This is a genomic window from Vibrio zhugei (assembly GCF_003716875.1).
GTDB classification, from domain to species: domain Bacteria; phylum Pseudomonadota; class Gammaproteobacteria; order Enterobacterales; family Vibrionaceae; genus Vibrio; species Vibrio zhugei.
In genome coordinates this window covers 848,589-865,941 of sequence record NZ_CP033077.1, presented here as the reverse complement: position 1 = coordinate 865,941, position 17,353 = coordinate 848,589, and the positions used below count along the sequence as shown (strand labels likewise).

Annotated in this window: 16 protein-coding genes; 10 read left to right on the top strand and 6 right to left on the bottom strand. The window is 43.8% G+C overall.

Features of this window, described 5'->3' with window-relative positions; translation table 11 throughout:
* Position 1: 1 nt before the first annotated feature.
* The 3 genes from tssC to EAE30_RS03950 form a co-directional block, all read right to left on the bottom strand.
* Positions 2-1,477: a type VI secretion system contractile sheath large subunit gene (tssC, locus tag EAE30_RS03960; RefSeq protein WP_164711785.1), complete on the bottom strand. Its 1,476-nt coding sequence runs from the start codon at positions 1,475-1,477 to the stop codon at positions 2-4.
* Between the two features lie 58 nt (positions 1,478-1,535).
* Positions 1,536-2,033 (bottom strand): type VI secretion system contractile sheath small subunit, encoded by a 498-nt coding sequence (tssB, locus tag EAE30_RS03955; RefSeq protein WP_123014774.1) that lies wholly within the window; start codon positions 2,031-2,033, stop codon positions 1,536-1,538.
* 202 nt (positions 2,034-2,235) lie between these two features.
* A complete protein-coding gene (locus EAE30_RS03950; RefSeq protein WP_123014773.1) occupies positions 2,236-3,270 on the bottom strand; it encodes an SEL1-like repeat protein in 1,035 nt (344 codons plus the stop codon).
* A 996-nt stretch (positions 3,271-4,266) separates the two neighbouring features.
* On the opposite strand from EAE30_RS03950, the gene EAE30_RS03945 reads away from it, so the two are divergent.
* From EAE30_RS03945 to EAE30_RS03925, 5 genes are all read left to right on the top strand, one after another.
* Complete coding sequence (locus tag EAE30_RS03945) at positions 4,267-5,952, top strand: RluA family pseudouridine synthase (protein WP_123014772.1); 1,686 nt, start codon at positions 4,267-4,269, stop codon at positions 5,950-5,952.
* A 78-nt stretch (positions 5,953-6,030) separates the two neighbouring features.
* Complete coding sequence (locus EAE30_RS03940; RefSeq protein ID WP_123014771.1) at positions 6,031-6,627, top strand: TetR/AcrR family transcriptional regulator; 597 nt, start codon at positions 6,031-6,033, stop codon at positions 6,625-6,627.
* Between the two features lie 83 nt (positions 6,628-6,710).
* Complete coding sequence (locus EAE30_RS03935; protein WP_123014770.1) at positions 6,711-7,748, top strand: NADP-dependent oxidoreductase; 1,038 nt, start codon at positions 6,711-6,713, stop codon at positions 7,746-7,748.
* Between the two features lie 2 nt (positions 7,749-7,750).
* On the top strand, positions 7,751-8,371 hold the full coding sequence (locus tag EAE30_RS03930) for a glutathione S-transferase family protein (protein WP_123014769.1): 621 nt from the start codon (positions 7,751-7,753) through the stop codon (positions 8,369-8,371).
* A gap of 134 nt (positions 8,372-8,505) precedes the next feature.
* Positions 8,506-9,159 carry an HAD family hydrolase gene (locus tag EAE30_RS03925; protein ID WP_123015004.1) on the top strand — a complete coding sequence of 218 codons (654 nt, stop codon included), beginning with the start codon at positions 8,506-8,508 and terminating at the stop codon, positions 9,157-9,159.
* A 52-nt stretch (positions 9,160-9,211) separates the two neighbouring features.
* Here EAE30_RS03925 and EAE30_RS03920 read toward each other — a convergent pair whose 3' ends face one another.
* Positions 9,212-10,249: an oxidoreductase gene (locus tag EAE30_RS03920; RefSeq protein WP_123014768.1), complete on the bottom strand. Its 1,038-nt coding sequence runs from the start codon at positions 10,247-10,249 to the stop codon at positions 9,212-9,214.
* 217 nt (positions 10,250-10,466) lie between these two features.
* Entirely contained in the window at positions 10,467-11,774 is a 1,308-nt protein-coding gene (pncB, locus tag EAE30_RS03915) for a nicotinate phosphoribosyltransferase (protein ID WP_123014767.1), read from the bottom strand.
* Positions 11,775-12,070: 296 nt separating this feature from the next.
* Here pncB and EAE30_RS03910 point away from each other — a divergent pair, with 296 nt between their 5' ends.
* The 5 genes from EAE30_RS03910 (at position 12,071) to EAE30_RS03895 (ending at position 15,456) form a co-directional block, all read left to right on the top strand.
* Entirely contained in the window at positions 12,071-12,787 is a 717-nt protein-coding gene (locus tag EAE30_RS03910) for an NUDIX domain-containing protein (RefSeq protein WP_123014766.1), read from the top strand.
* Between the two features lie 144 nt (positions 12,788-12,931).
* Complete coding sequence (locus EAE30_RS18965) at positions 12,932-13,102, top strand: hypothetical protein (RefSeq protein ID WP_241967533.1); 171 nt, start codon at positions 12,932-12,934, stop codon at positions 13,100-13,102.
* Positions 13,099-14,229 carry a hypothetical protein gene (locus tag EAE30_RS03905; protein ID WP_241967532.1) on the top strand — a complete coding sequence of 377 codons (1,131 nt, stop codon included), beginning with the start codon at positions 13,099-13,101 and terminating at the stop codon, positions 14,227-14,229. The genes EAE30_RS18965 and EAE30_RS03905 overlap by 4 nt, the downstream gene beginning before the upstream one ends.
* A gap of 531 nt (positions 14,230-14,760) precedes the next feature.
* Positions 14,761-15,078: a hypothetical protein gene (locus EAE30_RS03900; RefSeq protein WP_123014765.1), complete on the top strand. Its 318-nt coding sequence runs from the start codon at positions 14,761-14,763 to the stop codon at positions 15,076-15,078.
* A gap of 51 nt (positions 15,079-15,129) precedes the next feature.
* Positions 15,130-15,456, top strand: coding sequence for a hypothetical protein (locus EAE30_RS03895; protein ID WP_123014764.1), 327 nt, complete (start codon positions 15,130-15,132; stop codon positions 15,454-15,456).
* Between the two features lie 141 nt (positions 15,457-15,597).
* Here EAE30_RS03895 and EAE30_RS03890 read toward each other — a convergent pair whose 3' ends face one another.
* A complete protein-coding gene (locus tag EAE30_RS03890; RefSeq protein WP_123014954.1) occupies positions 15,598-17,211 on the bottom strand; it encodes an IS1634 family transposase in 1,614 nt (537 codons plus the stop codon).
* Positions 17,212-17,353: the final 142 nt, after the last annotated feature.

Below are 17,353 nucleotides of genomic sequence, written 5' to 3'. Positions count from 1 at the left end.
ATTACGCTTGATCCAGACGGCCAACTAACGACAACTCGAAGTTCGCACCCATATATTTAAAGTGTGGACGAACCGCAAGAGACACTTGATACCAACCAGGGTTGCCATCTACGTCAGACACTTCGATTTTTGCTGCACGAAGTGGACGACGGCTGCGAACGTCTGCTGGTGGGTTTTCTTGATCAGCAACGTACTGCTTAATCCAACCATTGAGTTCACGTTCAAGATCTTGACGCTCTTTCCAAGAACCGATCTGTTCACGTTGAAGCACTTTAATGTAGTGAGCCAAGCGGTTGATGATCATCATGTAAGGTAGCTGAGTACCTAATTTGTAGTTGGTTTCCGCTTCTTTACCTTCTTTGGTGTTCGGGAACACTTTAGGTTTTTGAATCGAGTTCGCAGAGAAGAACGCGGCGTTGTCACTGCCTTTACGCATCGTGAGTGCAATGAACCCTTCTTCGGCTAATTCGAACTCTTTACGGTCAGTAACCAAAACTTCCGTCGGGATTTTGGTTTGTAGCGTGCCCATTGATTCAAAAACGTGGACAGGCAAATCTTCTACGGCACCACCACTTTGTGGACCAATGATGTTTGGACACCAACGGTATTTTGCAAAACTATCCGTTAGACGAGTCGCAAACGCAAACGCGGTGTTACCCCACAGGTAATGTTCATGCGAGTTGCTCACATTCTCTGCGTAGTTAAACGTTTTAACTGGGTTTTCGATTGGATCGTAAGGCACACGTAGTAGGAAACGAGGGGCAGTTAGACCTAAATAACGCGCGTCTTCTGATTCACGTAATGCACGCCATTTGGTGTATTTAGGGCTTTCAAAAATCGATTTAACATCTTTGATGTTAGGCAGTTCTTCAAACGAATCGATACCAAAGAATTCAGGACCAACGCTTGAGATAAATGGAGCATGAGCCATGGCACCAAGCGCGCCCATGTACTGAAGCAATTTCATGTCCGGTGTTGATGGTGTAAACGCGTAGTTACCAATGATGGCACCCGTTGGTTCACCACCAAATTGACCATAACCTGATGAATATACGTGTTTATATAGACCAGACTGAGCCGTTTCTGGCGCAAATTCGAAATCGTCTAACAATTCGTCTTTTGTTACGTGTAGGATGTCTACCTTGTTGTTCTCACGGAAATCGGTGCGATCAACAAACAACTTAAGGCCACGCCAAGACGATTCCATCTGTTGGTAAGATTCATCGTGCAGGATCTCATCCATCTGTGAACTGATTTTTTTATCCAGTTCCACTAGCATTTGGTCAACCAGCGATTTGTTGACAGGCTCTTCTGTTTGATCAGAACCGATTAAATTTTCGATAAAGGCCGCGACACCTTTTTTTGCAATATCATAGCCTTCTTCACTCGGTGCAATGCGAGTTTGTGACATGATTTCATCTAAAAGACCGCCTTCGGCGAGCTGCGTATTCTCTTGCAAAGATTCAGTTGTAGACATCAGCTTTGTTCCTAATTATTTGTTTATTGGCAAAATCGTCAAGTCAGCCTAGTCGGCTTTACTCGCTATCCGGATTCACTAAGTTCAATTCTGCAAGTAATTTTTCACGTGATTCTTCAGACGTTAATAGGTCTTGAAGACGATCGCGGAATGCAGGGATGTTGCCTAGTGGACCTTTTAGAGCAACGAGAGCTTCACGCAACTCGACAAGCTTCTGCAATTCAGGAACTTGTGATGCAACAGAATCTGGAGAAAAATCCGCTAAAGAATTAAAATTCAAATCCACAGCAAGTTCAGCATTTTCGTCATCAGACAGCTTATTTTTCACCGTGGTACTGATTTTCAAATTGCTCTCACGCATCACTGATTCAAAGTTGTTTTTATCAACAGAAACAGTTGAACGTTCTTCTACGGGTGTCTCTTCTGAATGCCCTTTAAAATCACCCACTACGAGTGTTTTTAATGGTAATTCAATTTCTGCTTGCTGGTCGCCTGTGGCGGGTACATATTTGATATTAATACGCTCTTTTGGAGCGACACTTCCTTCTTTAGACATGATCTGTCTCCACTACCTATGCCGATTGTTGTAAACCGCAAATGTCTTATTAAAAATAGACTCACTTGCTGTTACGTATATAAAGTTCGTTGCCGTAGCCAGAGTTATTTGGACCAAGGGTAACGAACCTATCACTAACGTTGCTTAAAATTTACGCTACATTACAAATAAAAACGCATATTTATATGTATAAAACTAATAATCACACATCCCAAAATAAGTCGTGATTATAAAAATCCGGTTTTTCTTTTAATTTTTCTTCAATATTTTTTGACGCTTTCAATTCATCCGGTGAAATAACTTTCATTAAATCGGAATAATGCTGCTCAATATTTTTATACAGTTCATCGAGACGGTCGTCACCGGCGGTATCCAAATACACATCAAAATACGCCTTTGCCGTTGCCAAATCTTTCTCAACAAACTGATAATTCGAACTATAGCCACTCAAAATCATCGCAACCGCTGCCAACGAGGTCAAATCCCCTTCTTTCACAGCTTGTTTGCGCCACTCCAGGGCTTGCTTGAAATCACCCTTATCTTCCAGTAGCTGGATAATTTTTCGTATTGCGGGAATATAACCTTGCTTCGCCGCCTCTTCATACAAATCATACGCGGCTTGCTCACGACTACCGGATGTCCAATAGCTGCCTGAGCCCTCGGTGATCTCACGAGCTTTTAGCATCAGCGCTCGCGGATAATCGCGATCAACCGCTTCATCTAAATAATAATGAGATAACTCTGGGTTGGATTTTTCATAGTATTCAGACAGTGCAAACAACGCTCTTGTCGGCTGAGTTTGCCCTAAGGTAACAATGGCATTGAAATATTCGCGTTTCCAATATTGACGCTCACGAATACGCAACCACTCGCCACCTTGGTACAAACTTTTCATCGCGCGGATGTTGCCATCGTGCGCAGCAAGTAACAGGTAATCACGCGCTTTCATCGGTGTACGAATGGTTGTTTTATAGTTCGAGAGCTCCATCGCATACAGGTAAGCCGCTTGTGCATCGCCTTTGTCAGCGGCATATTTTAAGTAGGTGCGAGCTCGGATGTTTTTGAATTGAGCACGAAGATTTCGTCCTTCAATATAGGCTTGATGAGCAGTAAGCTTTTGCAGATCATAAGTTTCCAAGCTGCTATCATTTTTCTCTGCGGCACTGACACCGCCAGATAAAACAATCGTTGCAATAAGGACACTGACTGATACGGCTTTGTTAGCTGAATTGAACACTGCAACCCCTTAGTTAAAACACTAATCTTAAAATTTCCCCGCACAAAAAATTTGTGCTTCGGTTAAACATTTTCGTTCAAATTGAACGACTTAAGGCTAGTTTTTCTAAGTAACTGCTGATTTACACAAGGAAATTACCTTAGGTAAAACGTCAAACACGCCAGTTTAAAGCGTGAGCATAAAATCAAAAACGGTTTAGCGATATGTAATACTTATGAGAAGTAAGTTGTAAGCCTTTTTTATTAGAATTTACATTCATGTTTTCGTATAACCTGAAGAACTTACTCTACTTTTTATTGAAATAACAGAAGCCTAGCCAACCTCTATCATCAGTGATTTATATTAGTCGCAAGAGTATATTCCAAATCATGGAGTCAGTAATCGGATGTTGAAATTTTTGCGATAAAGATTCCAAAAACACCAAAACCCATCCGCTTTACAATTTTTTAACTTTGTTATTTTTATGTCAAAACACTGAGCGTCAGGCTTTTTACGCTTTAAATAATTTGCAATTTTCTGGTTCTTCGTGAAATACACGTAAGATAATAAAGATAGTTACCGGGATGTCGTTACTGATAAAACAGTTTTAACATAACTTTACATTGCTAACTTTTATCTGACACTACGCATGGTAATTATTGGAGCGACATCACAAAACACCCTTATAATGTCAATTTAATATTAAGAATATTCTCGTGAAAAATTAATAACTCGGTGTTTAATACATAATCCCACTCAATAATGAACCAATACAGCATCAATAAAAAACAGGTCTCATCCTCATCATTACTATATTATACAATACGACGTATTATAAATAACCCTTGCACTTCCTAATCCAAATATCCATATATTGCGGTAATTGATCAGTGACTCACATTCATAATATGGTGGTGCTGACGTCCTCTTAACTGACATTTGTCTGGCATCAAGTGCTGACATTGTTGTATGTGATCAGTACAATCCTTGCCACATTATATCTAGGTACCTTCTCTCATGTTTAATACCGCGACTCGCTTCCATACATTTCAGACGTGCATTGATGGACTCTCGTTACCAGACGCGTTTACTTATCCGTTCTGTTATGATCCCCATCCCCTATGCGAAGTGGCGGCGCAGGAGTTACAAACCTATTTAGCCGAACAAAACGATTGGCACCACCCCTTTGGCCTGGAATATGACTCTGAAGATGACCATGGCAAAATGTTTGGGGTGCTCGTTGTCAAAAATGCTCATGGTGACCTCGGATATTTGTGCGGTTTTTCTGGTTTATTAGCAGGCTCGCTCCACCAGCCAGGATTTGTGCCACCGGTGTATGATAGAGTCGGACACTCCGATACCTTCAAGCAAAAATCAGATTACATTGCGTCCCTTAACGGGCGTGTCAACCAACTGATGCATTCACCAGAACGCGCCGAGCTATACCAGCAGAAAAACACACTACTCGAACAAGCATCAGCAGAGCAGGCAACACTGCGCCAAACCATTATTGAGCAAAGGCAATGGCGTAAACAAGAACGTCAACGCCTACATGCACAATATGCCGACGAAACTCTTGAAAAACACTTGTATGATTTGGGACAACAGAGTGTAAAAGAGAAACGCCAGCAAAAGCAGCTCAAACAGCACTGGTCGGCGCAATTGAGCGATATAGATAACAAAATTGCAGCGTTTGAACACACCATCCACCAACTCAAAAATGAACGACGTGCGTGCTCTTCAGACCTGCAAGCATTCTTATTTTCCCAATACCACATGCTCAATAGTCAGGGAGAAAGCCGCTCTCTGTTAGAGATATTCAGCGTCTACCCTGACACCATCCCCCCAGCAGGGTCCGGTGAATGTGCCGCGCCTAAAATGCTACAATATGCGTTTCAGCACGCACTCACGCCTGTGTGCATGGCGGAATTTTGGTGGGGCAAGTCATTGAAATCAGCCATTCGTCAGCACAAGAAATTTTACCCAGCCTGCCAAACAAAATGCTATCCAATTTTATCGTACATGCTAAAAGGCATTCCGATGGATGACAATCCGTTATTGGTGAACCAAGGTGCTGAACTCGACATTGAGGTCGTCTATGAAGATGATGCGATCATTGTTGTCAACAAGCCGGCAGAGCTTCTATCCGTACCGGGCGTGCATGTCAAAGATTCGGTGTTAACTCGCTTACAGAAACAATATCCGGATCGCGACGGTGTTTTTGTGCTTCATCGGCTGGATATGTCTACCTCCGGCTTACTGGTTTTTGCCTTTACACGCCGAGCCAATAAAAACCTACAAAAACAGTTCATCACTCGCCAGGTTGAAAAGCGCTATGTCGCTCTGCTGGATGGGAAAGTGAGTGCTGACTCCGGAGAAATCCGGTTGCCACTGAAAGCCGACCTTGAAGATCGACCAAGACAATGTGTTTGCTATGACGAAGGCAAAGCGTCGCATACCACTTGGGAAAAAATAGCAACCAATGCACATGGAGAAAGCCGCCTGTATTTATACCCACACACAGGCAGAACGCATCAGTTACGTGTTCACTGCGCTCATTCAGAGGGGTTAAATATGGCGATCAAAGGCGATGACCTCTATGGGAAACAGAATCAGCGTTTGCATCTTCATGCACAGCAGCTAAGTTTTGCACACCCTTATACTCATGAAAAATTGTGCTTTGAATCCGAAGCGAACTTTTAAATCCTCTTAGAATTCGCCGATAGAGAGAAGATGAAGACAACACTAGACGACCGGTCTAATTTCAGTTAGTTTAGCATTATGAATACGAAAACCATCAACACCAAACAGCATATTCTAGAGGTAGGGTATCACCTTGTCTCCAAGAAGGGATTTACAGGAATGGGCTTATCAGAGCTACTCAAGGCCGCTGGTATTCCTAAAGGCTCGTTTTATCATTATTTCCAATCTAAAGAGCAGTTTGGAGAGACGTTGCTGCGTCGCTATTTTGATCAATACCTAGCGCGAGTTGAACTGCTATTTCAAAGCTCAGAAGGCAATCATTACCAGAACCTGATGAGATTTTGGCAATACTGGGTTGAAAATAACCGTTATCTTTGTGACTCTGGTCAGTGCTTAGTGGTTAAGCTTGCCAGCGAAGTGAGTGATCTGTCGGAATCCATGCGACAAGTTCTCACGACGGGAACTCGTCAAGCCGTCCACTTAATCGCGGTATGTATTGAACAAGGTAAACAGGCCGGCGATATTCAAGTCAATGACAGCCAAGCTATGGCTGAGCACTTGTATGAATATTGGTTAGGAGCTTGCCTGATGAATAAAATTCACCAAGACGACCAGAGTCTTGAACGAGCATTAGTAAGAACGGAGCGACTGCTGCAAGGCACTCGCCCTCTATAAAGATAGGCCCCATGCACATCACTCCAAGAGCGGTGCGTATGGCAACTAACTAGACGACCAGTCTAATTATAAGGAAACTCGCGATGAATAAGATTGAAAACCAACGTTTGGTTCTAGCTTCACGCCCTCACGGTGCACCAACGCAAGACAATTTCCGTTTAGAAACCGTAGAAATGCCTGAGCTGAAAGAAGGCGAAGTGTTACTGAGAACCATCTATTTGTCTCTCGACCCTTACATGCGTGGTCGTATGAGCGATGCGAAATCATACGCGGCATCGGTTGAAATTGATGACGTAATGGTCGGAGGCACGGTATCCCAAGTCGAGCAGTCGTCTAACCCTGATTTTCAAGTCGGTGAATGGGTCGTTGGCTATACCGGCTGGCAAAGCTATGCCATTTCAAATGGTGAAGGATTATTGAAACTGGGCATGAACCCCGACAAGCCTTCTCATGCTCTAGGTATATTGGGCATGCCAGGTTTCACTGCCTATATGGGATTATTGGATATTGGTAACCCACAGCCTGGTGAAACCATCGCCGTTGCTGCTGCGACAGGACCTGTCGGTGCCACCGTTGGGCAAATCGGTAAGATAAAAGGCTGCCGAGTTGTCGGTATTGCGGGCGGTGAAGAGAAATGTCGTTACGCAGTGGAAACATTAGGTTTTGACGCGTGTATCGATCATAAAGCCGACGATTTTGCTGAGCAATTGGCCGCCGCTTGCCCAGATGGCGTCGATGTCTATTTTGAAAATGTGGGCGGTAAAGTGTTTGATGCTTTAATGCCATTGTTTAACCCTAAAGCTCGTATTCCGCTTTGTGGCTTGGTGTCTCAGTACAACAATACAGGGCTTCCTGATGGTCCAGATCGTCTATCACAACTGATGGGCCTATGCTTAGTCAAACGTATGCGCGTGCAAGGTTTCATTATTTTTGATGACTATGGACATCGTTATCAAGAATTTGCAGACCAAATGTCACAGTGGGTATCTGAAGGTAAAATCCATTATCGTGAACAAATGGTGGAAGGTCTCCAAAATGCCCCAGACGCATTCAAAGGACTGCTCGAAGGCAAGAACTTCGGTAAGCTGGTTGTGAGCATTAATCGCCCATTGGAGCAATAAACATGATTACCCTACACCACCTTAATCAATCACGCTCTAAGCGTATTATCTGGCTATTAGAAGAGCTTGGCGTTGATTATCAAATCAAAGCGTATCAACGCGATGCGGTCACTCATCTCGCACCAGAAGCGTTGAAAGCCATTCATCCGCTGGGTAAGTCTCCTGTCCTCGAAGATAATGGGCAAGTGATCGTCGAATCCGGTGCGATTACTGAATATTTGGTTGAGCGTTATGGCAAGCACTTAATGCCAGCACAAGATTCCGTCGGTTATGTTGAGTATTTGCAATGGCTACACTTTGCGGAAAGTTCGGCTATGCTGCCAGCGTTAATGACTTTATTCGTTGGTATGGAGCCCGTAAAAACTGAGTTTTTGGCTTCGTATGCCTCGACAGAGCTAAGTAAAGTCATGTCTCATTTAGATAATGTATTGAAAGACAAAACCTATCTTGTCGACGACACGTTATCAGGCGCGGACATCATGATGTCGTTCATCCCAGAAGTTCTGACTATGCTAGAGCAATTGGATCATTATCCGCATATCCAGCGCTATTATCAAACGCTCTTAACCCACGAAAAATTCCAACGAGCCAATGAGTTAGAGCAAAAATACGAAGCAGCATAATCATTTGTCTGCTTACCGAGCCCTAAGTGAAAAAATTCAGTTAGGGCTTTTTTATTTTCAACGATAACGGCTTGTTCTTGACAAAGAAACTATGCTTCAATAGCCACTCATTCCCAATGACGTTTATGGTACCTATGAAGTATAAAGCCGCAATATTTGATATGGATGGACTGTTACTTGATACAGAACGAGTATGCATGTCTATTTTTGAAGAAGCCTGTCAGGTCGTTAACGTACCTTTTCTCAAAAACATCTATCTAGAGATCATAGGCCGAAATGCTGCTGGCATTGAAGAAGTCTTGAAGGCTGGCTATGGTCCTGACTTAGACTACCCAACACTTCATGATGTCTGGCGGGAGCGCTATAACGCTGTGGTCACGCAACAAGCCATTCCGGTCAAATCCGGAGTGGTCGAATTATTAACGTGGCTAACGGAACATGACATTCCCGTTGCCGTTGCGACATCAACTCGCCGAGAAATTGCGGAGATTAAGTTACGCCTCTCAGGTCTAGACCGCTTTTTTGAGTGTTACGCGACAGGCTGTGAAGTGACACAGGGTAAGCCGGATCCTGAAATTTATCATCTTGCTGCCCAAAGACTGAATCAACGACCTGAAGAGTGTGTGGCTTTCGAAGACTCAAATAATGGCGTTCGCTCAGCGATGGCAGCAAAGATGCATACCTATCAGGTGCCTGATTTGGTCGAGCCAAGTGACGACGTGAAACAACTCGGGCATACTATTCTACCGAGCCTGCACGATGTACTTGCAGAACTGAAGGCTCAGTAAGACAGCGACAATGGAAGCACCATGTGCTTCCATTGCAACCATGCTTCAATGGCTACAGCATAATACGCCGCCCAGACTGATGACTTTCCAATGCTGCTTCAATCAAACGAATCGATTGAAGCGCTTCTTCGGCTGGGACAGGGTTCCCCTCCCCCGTTCGAAGGGCATGTGCGATATGTTCAAAATAGCGATGATAGCTACCTGACTGAGTCACCACTTCATCGGGCTCTGCCTCCTCTTGATACACCGTTCCTGACTGCTCATGGAGACTTTGATTCCAGCTCTCGCTCAAGGGAATGAGTCCAGCTTTAAGATTACGCTCCTGGTCATCTAAGCCATATTTGATATATTTGGCTTTGGTTCCCAGTACTTTGTAACGCAGATTAGGTTCAGGGCTGTATAGATTGGCGTGTAAGTTGACAACACATCCATCGTAATCCAAGGTCATGTTGACATAATCAACCGTGGTCCCTTTTGGCCGCATTATTCGACATTGCGCCGTGATCGCTTCTGGCATCCCAAATAGACATACGGCTTGATCAAGTAAATGCGGACCGAGATCAAACAAAATTCCCCCACCATTGGTATCTAACTCCCTCCAACGCTCGCGAACGGTTGGTCGGTAGCGATCAAAATGCGATTCAAAATACTTAATGTCACCCAGTTTTCCTGACGTGATAAGATCGCGTAATGTCATAAAGTCACCGTCCCAGCGGCGATTTTGGAAAACGCTTAATATGCAGTGATGAGTATCGGCGATCTCAATGAGCTTTTCGCCTTCCGAGCTTTGAATAACAAACGGTTTCTCTAAAATGACATGCTTTCCCTGCAATAACGCAGCTTTAGCAAGTGGGTAATGCACATCATTAGGCGCCGTTATAATAACCAGATCAGCGTCACTCTTTTCAAACATCTCATAGGGGTCTAAATAGCAAGTAATATCAGGCCACTGTTCATGTAACTGTTCAGATTGGCGAGAGCTAACCGCCACCCATTCAAACGCAGGATTTTGCAAAATGTAGGGAAGATGAAACGTTTTTGCAGAATAGCCATAACCGACGATGGCCACTTTAATCGGAGCTTGAGACATAATAAATCCTTCCTTAAATACAGCACAAAATTCAGCGTAGTACTGTCAAGACAACCTTCATTATGTGCTTCTCAGTGATGTCAGCAAGCGAAGAGTGAGAAATTTGTGAGACTCACGCCATTGAGAGCAATCGAGCCTCGTCCGTCTATCAATCGGTGAATCAGTAACAAAAAAACCATAGTATTAACTATGGTTTTTTATCCTCAATGGTAACGCGCTACGCGGCAGCAATATATTGGCGCTTACTTTTCTTAATGCGCTTTAATTCTGATATCAACGCTTCAATATCAATATCAATATCAAAACGCCGCTTTAGATTGGCTAAAAAGATCGGATCTTCGCACATGGCTTTTTCCGGTTCATCACTAATTTTTGCCACCGGACGGCCATTACACTCCGTTAATTTAATCACAATCGATAATGGTTTATATTCATTACCTTGATCATTCTTCCAGCCAGCGAAGTCATTCGTTAAGAAGGTGCCAATACCAAAAGAGACTTGGATACGATCTTGGAAGTACTCGCAAATATCAAGCGCTTCATCAAAATCCAGTCCATCGGAGAAAATAAACACCTTGTCCTTAGGGTCCACCCCCATCGATTCATAATGTTCAATCATTCGGTCGCCCCATACATAAGGGTTCCCTGAATCGTGACGAATGCCATCATAAGCTTTGGCTAAATGATGATTAAAATCCTTTTGAAATGCGTTTAACGTCAACGTATCCGTCGGCGCAATAGACAATTGCCCACCAAATACTTTCAACCATTGTTCTAACGCAACACGTTGTGAATCTTTGACATTGACTAACGCTTGGTGCCCCATAAACCACTCATGAGCGATGGTACCAATCGGACGTAAACCGAATTCTCTCGCAAAATGATAGTTACTTGTCCCCAGCAATAACTCAGGTATCGTTTCCTGTAGGTAAGCAATCACATCACGCTGAACATTTCCGGAAAAACGGCGACGAGTCCCCATCTCCGTTAAAGTGAAATTACGAATACCACGGCGTGCAATCTCAGCTTTTAAATGCGCAACCTTCTCATGCAGCACGTGTTTAGGGAGAGCGTCAGGAACATCACTCCAACGTAAACGACTGCGCACTTCTGACACGATCGACATAATGATGGTTTCGTACAAAATCGTGTCACGCCACGTTCCTTCAATACCGATACGCAGCTGCTTTTTGCCATCATGTTTTATGATGCCGAGGTGGACTTGACGTTCAGGTTGGAAATGGAAATAACGCAACGATTGAAGAAAGGAAGACGTTAAGTGTGGCGAACTCTCTGCCAGATACACCAAATCCGCATCAGAAAAGCGCAAAGAGCTCAGTAACGCAATCTCATGACGAATTTCATCTAACAATTCAGTAATGTCTTCGTCACTACGAACAATCAGTTCATAGCGCACTTGAACATCAGGATACAAGGAATGTATTGCCTGCATCATGCTGATTTTATATGCATCTAAATCTAGCAAACTGCGAATGATTGTTGGGGAAAACAGGCCAGAGTTCATAAATGCCTTCCTTTATAACAAGTAAAGTCTCGTTAGTAACATTATGTTGCTAACTTTAAAGAGGACAATAAAAGATGTTTCTTGGTTTGTCAACTTATGTGACAAACCAAGCACGACTTATGGATGAGTAAAATACACTTACTAGACACCAATCGCAGAATTCTTATCCCAACGACAATGCAAGAGATCGCTTTATAAACAGCAAGATAAATTTAGTTTGTCACAATTTGTTATTTACGATTGACCACGATGTCCAGCTTGCCTAAAATGAGCCGACTACTAATTAGGAATACTCTATGATTGTCTCGATTGATTTAGTCTGTTTACGTCTTACTGCACAAGGTATCAAGGTATTACTCGTAAAACGCCAAAATCCTAACCGTCCCGATTGTGGAAAGTGGGCTATTCCTGGTGGCCTCGTCTATGACCAAGATTGGTCCCACACTGGCGGAGAGCCAGCGGATGACGATTTCGAGTCAGCCCGACGTCGCATCTGCCGTCAAAAGGTACACACCTACCCTAACTTCATTAGCGATCCGATCGTTAACGGCAACCCCAAACGCGATCCTGATGGTTGGAGTGTCAGTATTTCTCACTACGCTCTGTTGAATCCTTCGAACGTGAATCAAATTGAAAATTCAGGGATGGATGCCGACCGAGCCAATTGGTTTGATCTCTCAGAGCTAATGCAAGGCAGCATGACACTGGCGTTTGATCATACTTCTCAAATCAAACATGCATGGAGTAAACTGCGCGCCGCCGTTGAGTATACCTCTGTCGTCTTATTTTCATTAGAGAAGGAGTTTTTGGTCGCCGATATCATCGACGCTTATGCAAAATTTGGGGTTGAGGTTAGCCGAATGACCGTCAAACGTCGTCTCATCGAAACTGGCGTCATTGTCAGTGCGAACAAACTCGCCTCTTCGAGCCGCGGTCGTGGGGGCAAACCCGCAAATGTGTATCGTTTAGCAAAAAATCAAGTCACTTACTTTCAAACGTGTTTACGCGGTTAATGAGCTAAAACGACACGCGAAGACACCGCACGACGCTTGCTTGTGGCGGTTTTATTCGGATACACTAACCCCGCTGATAGACATACGGGCAAGCGAGTACGATGCCTCGCGGATTGCATCTTTTATTCTCGTTCATGGATGATAATGACTCGATTAACCACCACGTTCAGTGGCTACCTACTGTTTTTGAGCTTAATCCTTTCTCTCGTGGCCCAGTTTACTGGTCTATTCGCCAGTTTTTGGGCGGGTATTCCAATTTGGTTGGCAACGTTCTTATGTTTTCCTAATCTGAAAACGTCGCAAAAAAACAAGTGACGGTACTACTCAGCATCGGTGGTATTGGATTGCTTTACGGTGCCTTTCACCAGCTCGATACCAGTTTGCTGATACGCGCGATCTCGGCAAATCAAATGGTCGTGACCATGTTAATCGCCGTGGGGTTTCTCAGACTATTCTCCACAGAGTCGATGAACATGGAAAAGCCACTTCCAGTAGGTAAGCGCTCACTTATTAAAACACTGATTGGCGTCCACTTGTTCGGTTCAGTGCTCAACATGTCATCAGTGCTGATTGTCGGTGATAAGTTAGCTCGCCATCACCCTATCTCAGTACCACAAAGTGTCACGCTATTACGAGGATTCGCGATTTGTGCCTTTTGGTCGCCTTTTTTCGCTTCCATGGGTATGGCTCTCACCAATGCTCCGGGTGCACAATTAAGTACACTCATTGTATTTGGTATTCCAACGGGGATTGTGGCTTTGGCATTCAGTGCCTGGGAGTTATCACGGCAAAACAACATGGAGACGGTTGAAGGGTTCCCGATTAACATTCAATCACTCTGGATGCCCGCTTTACTCGCCTTGGTCGTCATTGCGGCGCACCTAAACTGGCCGACAGTGAGTGTATTATCGCTCGTCTCGCTCACTTCGCTCGCTTTTATCACGGTGTGGCTCGCCCTAAGCGAAAAACGTCAAGGCGTAACAATTGCAGCTCAACATATTCGATCAGGTATTACACACTCAGCCGGTGAGTTTGCGTTATTCGCTTCTGCATCAATATTAGCGGCGGGTGTCGCGGCATTATTATCATCACTACACCTGCAGTTGGCCCCATCACACTTTGGCTTTTTCGCATCAGTCTCAACCGTGCTGATCCTCATTATTCTCGCGGTGACAGGCATGCATCCGGTTACCAGTGTTGTGATTGCGGGTAGCATTCTTGCGCCATCTGTCACCGACCCGAATTTACTGGGATTAACTTTATTAATGGGCTGGTCACTAGGAATCACACTGTCCCCATTTTCCGGAGTACAGCTCAGTATTCAATCTCGTTACCATATCTCCGCGTATCAGCTATTTAAACACAATTGGCGCTACGCCATCGTGATGTATGGATTTTGTACATTGATCCTATGGATTTATACCTCTTGGCACATGTCTTAATACTTGACCACATACTCGAGTTAACCCATCCTCCTTCGTCTTTGCTTGAGAACAATAACGAAAACTAAAAGAATCAAATTCTCATAACGCTTACCAAGATTTCTATCTTTTTAACTATTTGATATCTATAAAAAATAAAAAGTAAAAAAATCAAAATAAGGTAAATAAAGAATTTATATCATTTTTTAAACGTGATCTATATCACAGTGTTATACTTCTCAAATCGATTCTGTGGGTAGTAACATTTACCGATACAACTCCATAGCGAATGATTGGTCACCGCTTGGCAATATCGCGAATGTTGAACGTCACACCGCGCAACGAAACCAATCCGATCAATATCTCTTTATTCCCGTATTTTCGTTGTGGCTGTATCAAGACGCAATGAAAACTAGATGACTAGTACGCTTTATCATTCAACTTTTTTGATTCTTTCGATTGAAAAAACATGATCGAGTTCACAAAAAATTAGGCCTATCATCTTCCCCACAGTAACGAGATAGACATACATTATTTAGTTAGGAGTAACACATGAAATACATTGCAACCGCGATGACAGCAGCCGCACTATCAATGAGCTTTAATGCATCTGCAGCAAATCCTTCAGACATTGCCATTCAAGTGTCATCAAACGCTAACCAAGCGAAAGTTCAAGTCACCGAAGCGGGTCATCCTTTGAAAAACTACCCGATAACAGTCGAAGGCTTGCATACTGAACATTTGAAAACGGCTAACGACGGTTCTCTTACTATCTACAACCACAGCAGCCACTCTCAAACAGTGAAGTTCATTGTAGACAAAGATGGACAAACCGTGACTAAACAACGCTTCATGGCTCACCAAAGCTAAGCTGTGTCACTGGCAATAAATGACAATAATGACATCTTTTTAGGAGGAAACATGAAAAAGCTTACAGCCTTACTCACCGCAACAGCTTTAACTGCATCATTTGCAGCATCAGCGGCATCAACAAATCATGAGTTACAATTGCAAGTCTCTACGGACGCCAATCGCGCTGTAGTGAATGTACTCAACGATGGCGCACCGCTAACAAACTACCCGATGACCATTAAGGGCTTGAACAGCACAATGAATAAAGTGACCTCTGATCAAGGCACTGTCACCATCACAAACCATGGCTCTCATCCACAGCGTGTTACCTTCATTGTTACAGATCCACAAGGTAATACCGTCACTAAACAGCGTTTCATTGCTCGAGAAAGCTAAGTAAACACCGACAATAGAAGGACAGCAATAATGGAAATGGATTCCAATTTGCACTGATAATGGCTTAACAGTTTGTTAAGCCATTTTATTATCTATAGAAAATAAACCATGTATTAATACTACCGAGATTCCGCAGCCAATTTAGGAATAAACTGCTTCATACAGTACACCAAGAAGCTTAAGCAGCCGAGTCTGATGCTCTTGAACACCCGTTATGAAGCTTTGGCCGCCAAATTCGAGTGTGTCGATACCTTCGAATTTTAAGAATACCCAACGTGCCGTCGGTTTAGTTGTCGTCTTGTTCTTTACCATGCTAGGAAAGAATTCCTCGGTCTTAGTGAGACTCTCTCGGATTTTGTGCTCTAAGCTCGCGTAAACGAGTAGGCTCAGCGTCATGATCATCAGTAGTGCCTCGATTCGCTGAGGTTTCTTCAGGAAAATTGATGATGTTAAGAACTCAGGGCTTTTCAAAAAGCGAAAGCCGCGCTCGACCTTTTGCTGAGACTTGTAATGTTCAAGCAATGCAGCCATTGTTAGGTCGGTGTTGTCAGTATCGTTGGTGGCGAGAATAAACATACCTACTTTAAGCTTGGCCAGTTTCACCTTTTCTAGATCGGTATAAGGCGTAGCATCTATCAAATAGTGGTATCCCGTTGGCTTTTCATCTTTCTTCGGCCGACCACGACCTGAATAAATTGGCTCTTTAACGATGGTTGATTGCGCGAAGCCAAGCAAATGACACTGGCTGGCGAAGTCGCTCATTGCTTGCTCGGCATCCACTGCGCAAGCAAACTGCTTTTTCTTTAGTTGTCCCAGCGCTTTCAGCTCTTTGGTGATATTTTTGTCTAAGTTCTTATAAAACGTTACCTGTTCTCGCTTGGTTGCTTGTTCACTATGAATCAACAGCCACTTCTGAGATACCGAGCCATAATCAGCGTCAACCCAACAACCCGAGTAGCCATTGCCGATATGGCTCAGCTGCTCGGGCTCAAGGTTCATTAAGGCCTCTTTGGCTGATTTAATGGTCATTGGAACACGCGTAATAAACTTCTGTTGTTGCTCATCCAGTGAACGAATGCTCTCTTCGGTGTACAAAGCGGCATCGGCGATGAAGTAGCGACTGTTTTGAGCTGCCTTCAGGCAATGAATATGCCGTTTAGTGACCTCTGAGAATGCCTTAGCATCGTTGGTGTTGCCACTAAGCGCTTGCATGTAAACAGGCAGGCCAGCTTGGTTTTCGCAAATCAACTCAAGGACCACTTGATTTAGCTCTGGACGGTGGTCTCGGCTGTAGCCTTTTACCAGCTTGATGGCATTAAGATCTTCGTCCTGGGCGTATTCACCATCGACATGGAAGCTAGTGATATCAAGGTGGACAGAGTCTGTTTTAAGTCCTAGCTTATCAACGACATGCTCTGCTATCGCTTGATAAAGTGCGGAGACATCTGCTTCATATAAAGCATCTAACGTGCGTCCGAGTACATCGTCCGTTAAATGGTGAGCTTCAATATCTTTAGCAAGCAACTTGGCAACAGGCTTCGTCTCGAAGAAGTCAGAAAACATATGCAGCGTTCTGCTGTGAAAGCCAAGACCATTGAGAATCATCGCCAAGACCGCATCGCCATGTGAAACGTTGTGATCCGAGTACTTGGGAATGATGCGATCAATAATACCAGGTAAACCGATTTCATGGCAGAAAGCAGCGATCAGCCCTAAGTGATCTAGGCGTTTAATGACAGGTTGAGCAGCAGACATAATAAAGTGACCGTTAAATAACAGTAATAGATCAAAACTGGGGATCGCGGTCAAGAGGTCTGTCGCACTAACATTTGTAAACGATCACTGGATCACATTGTTTTAATTCTGAAATTGGCTGCGGAATGACGGATACTAAATA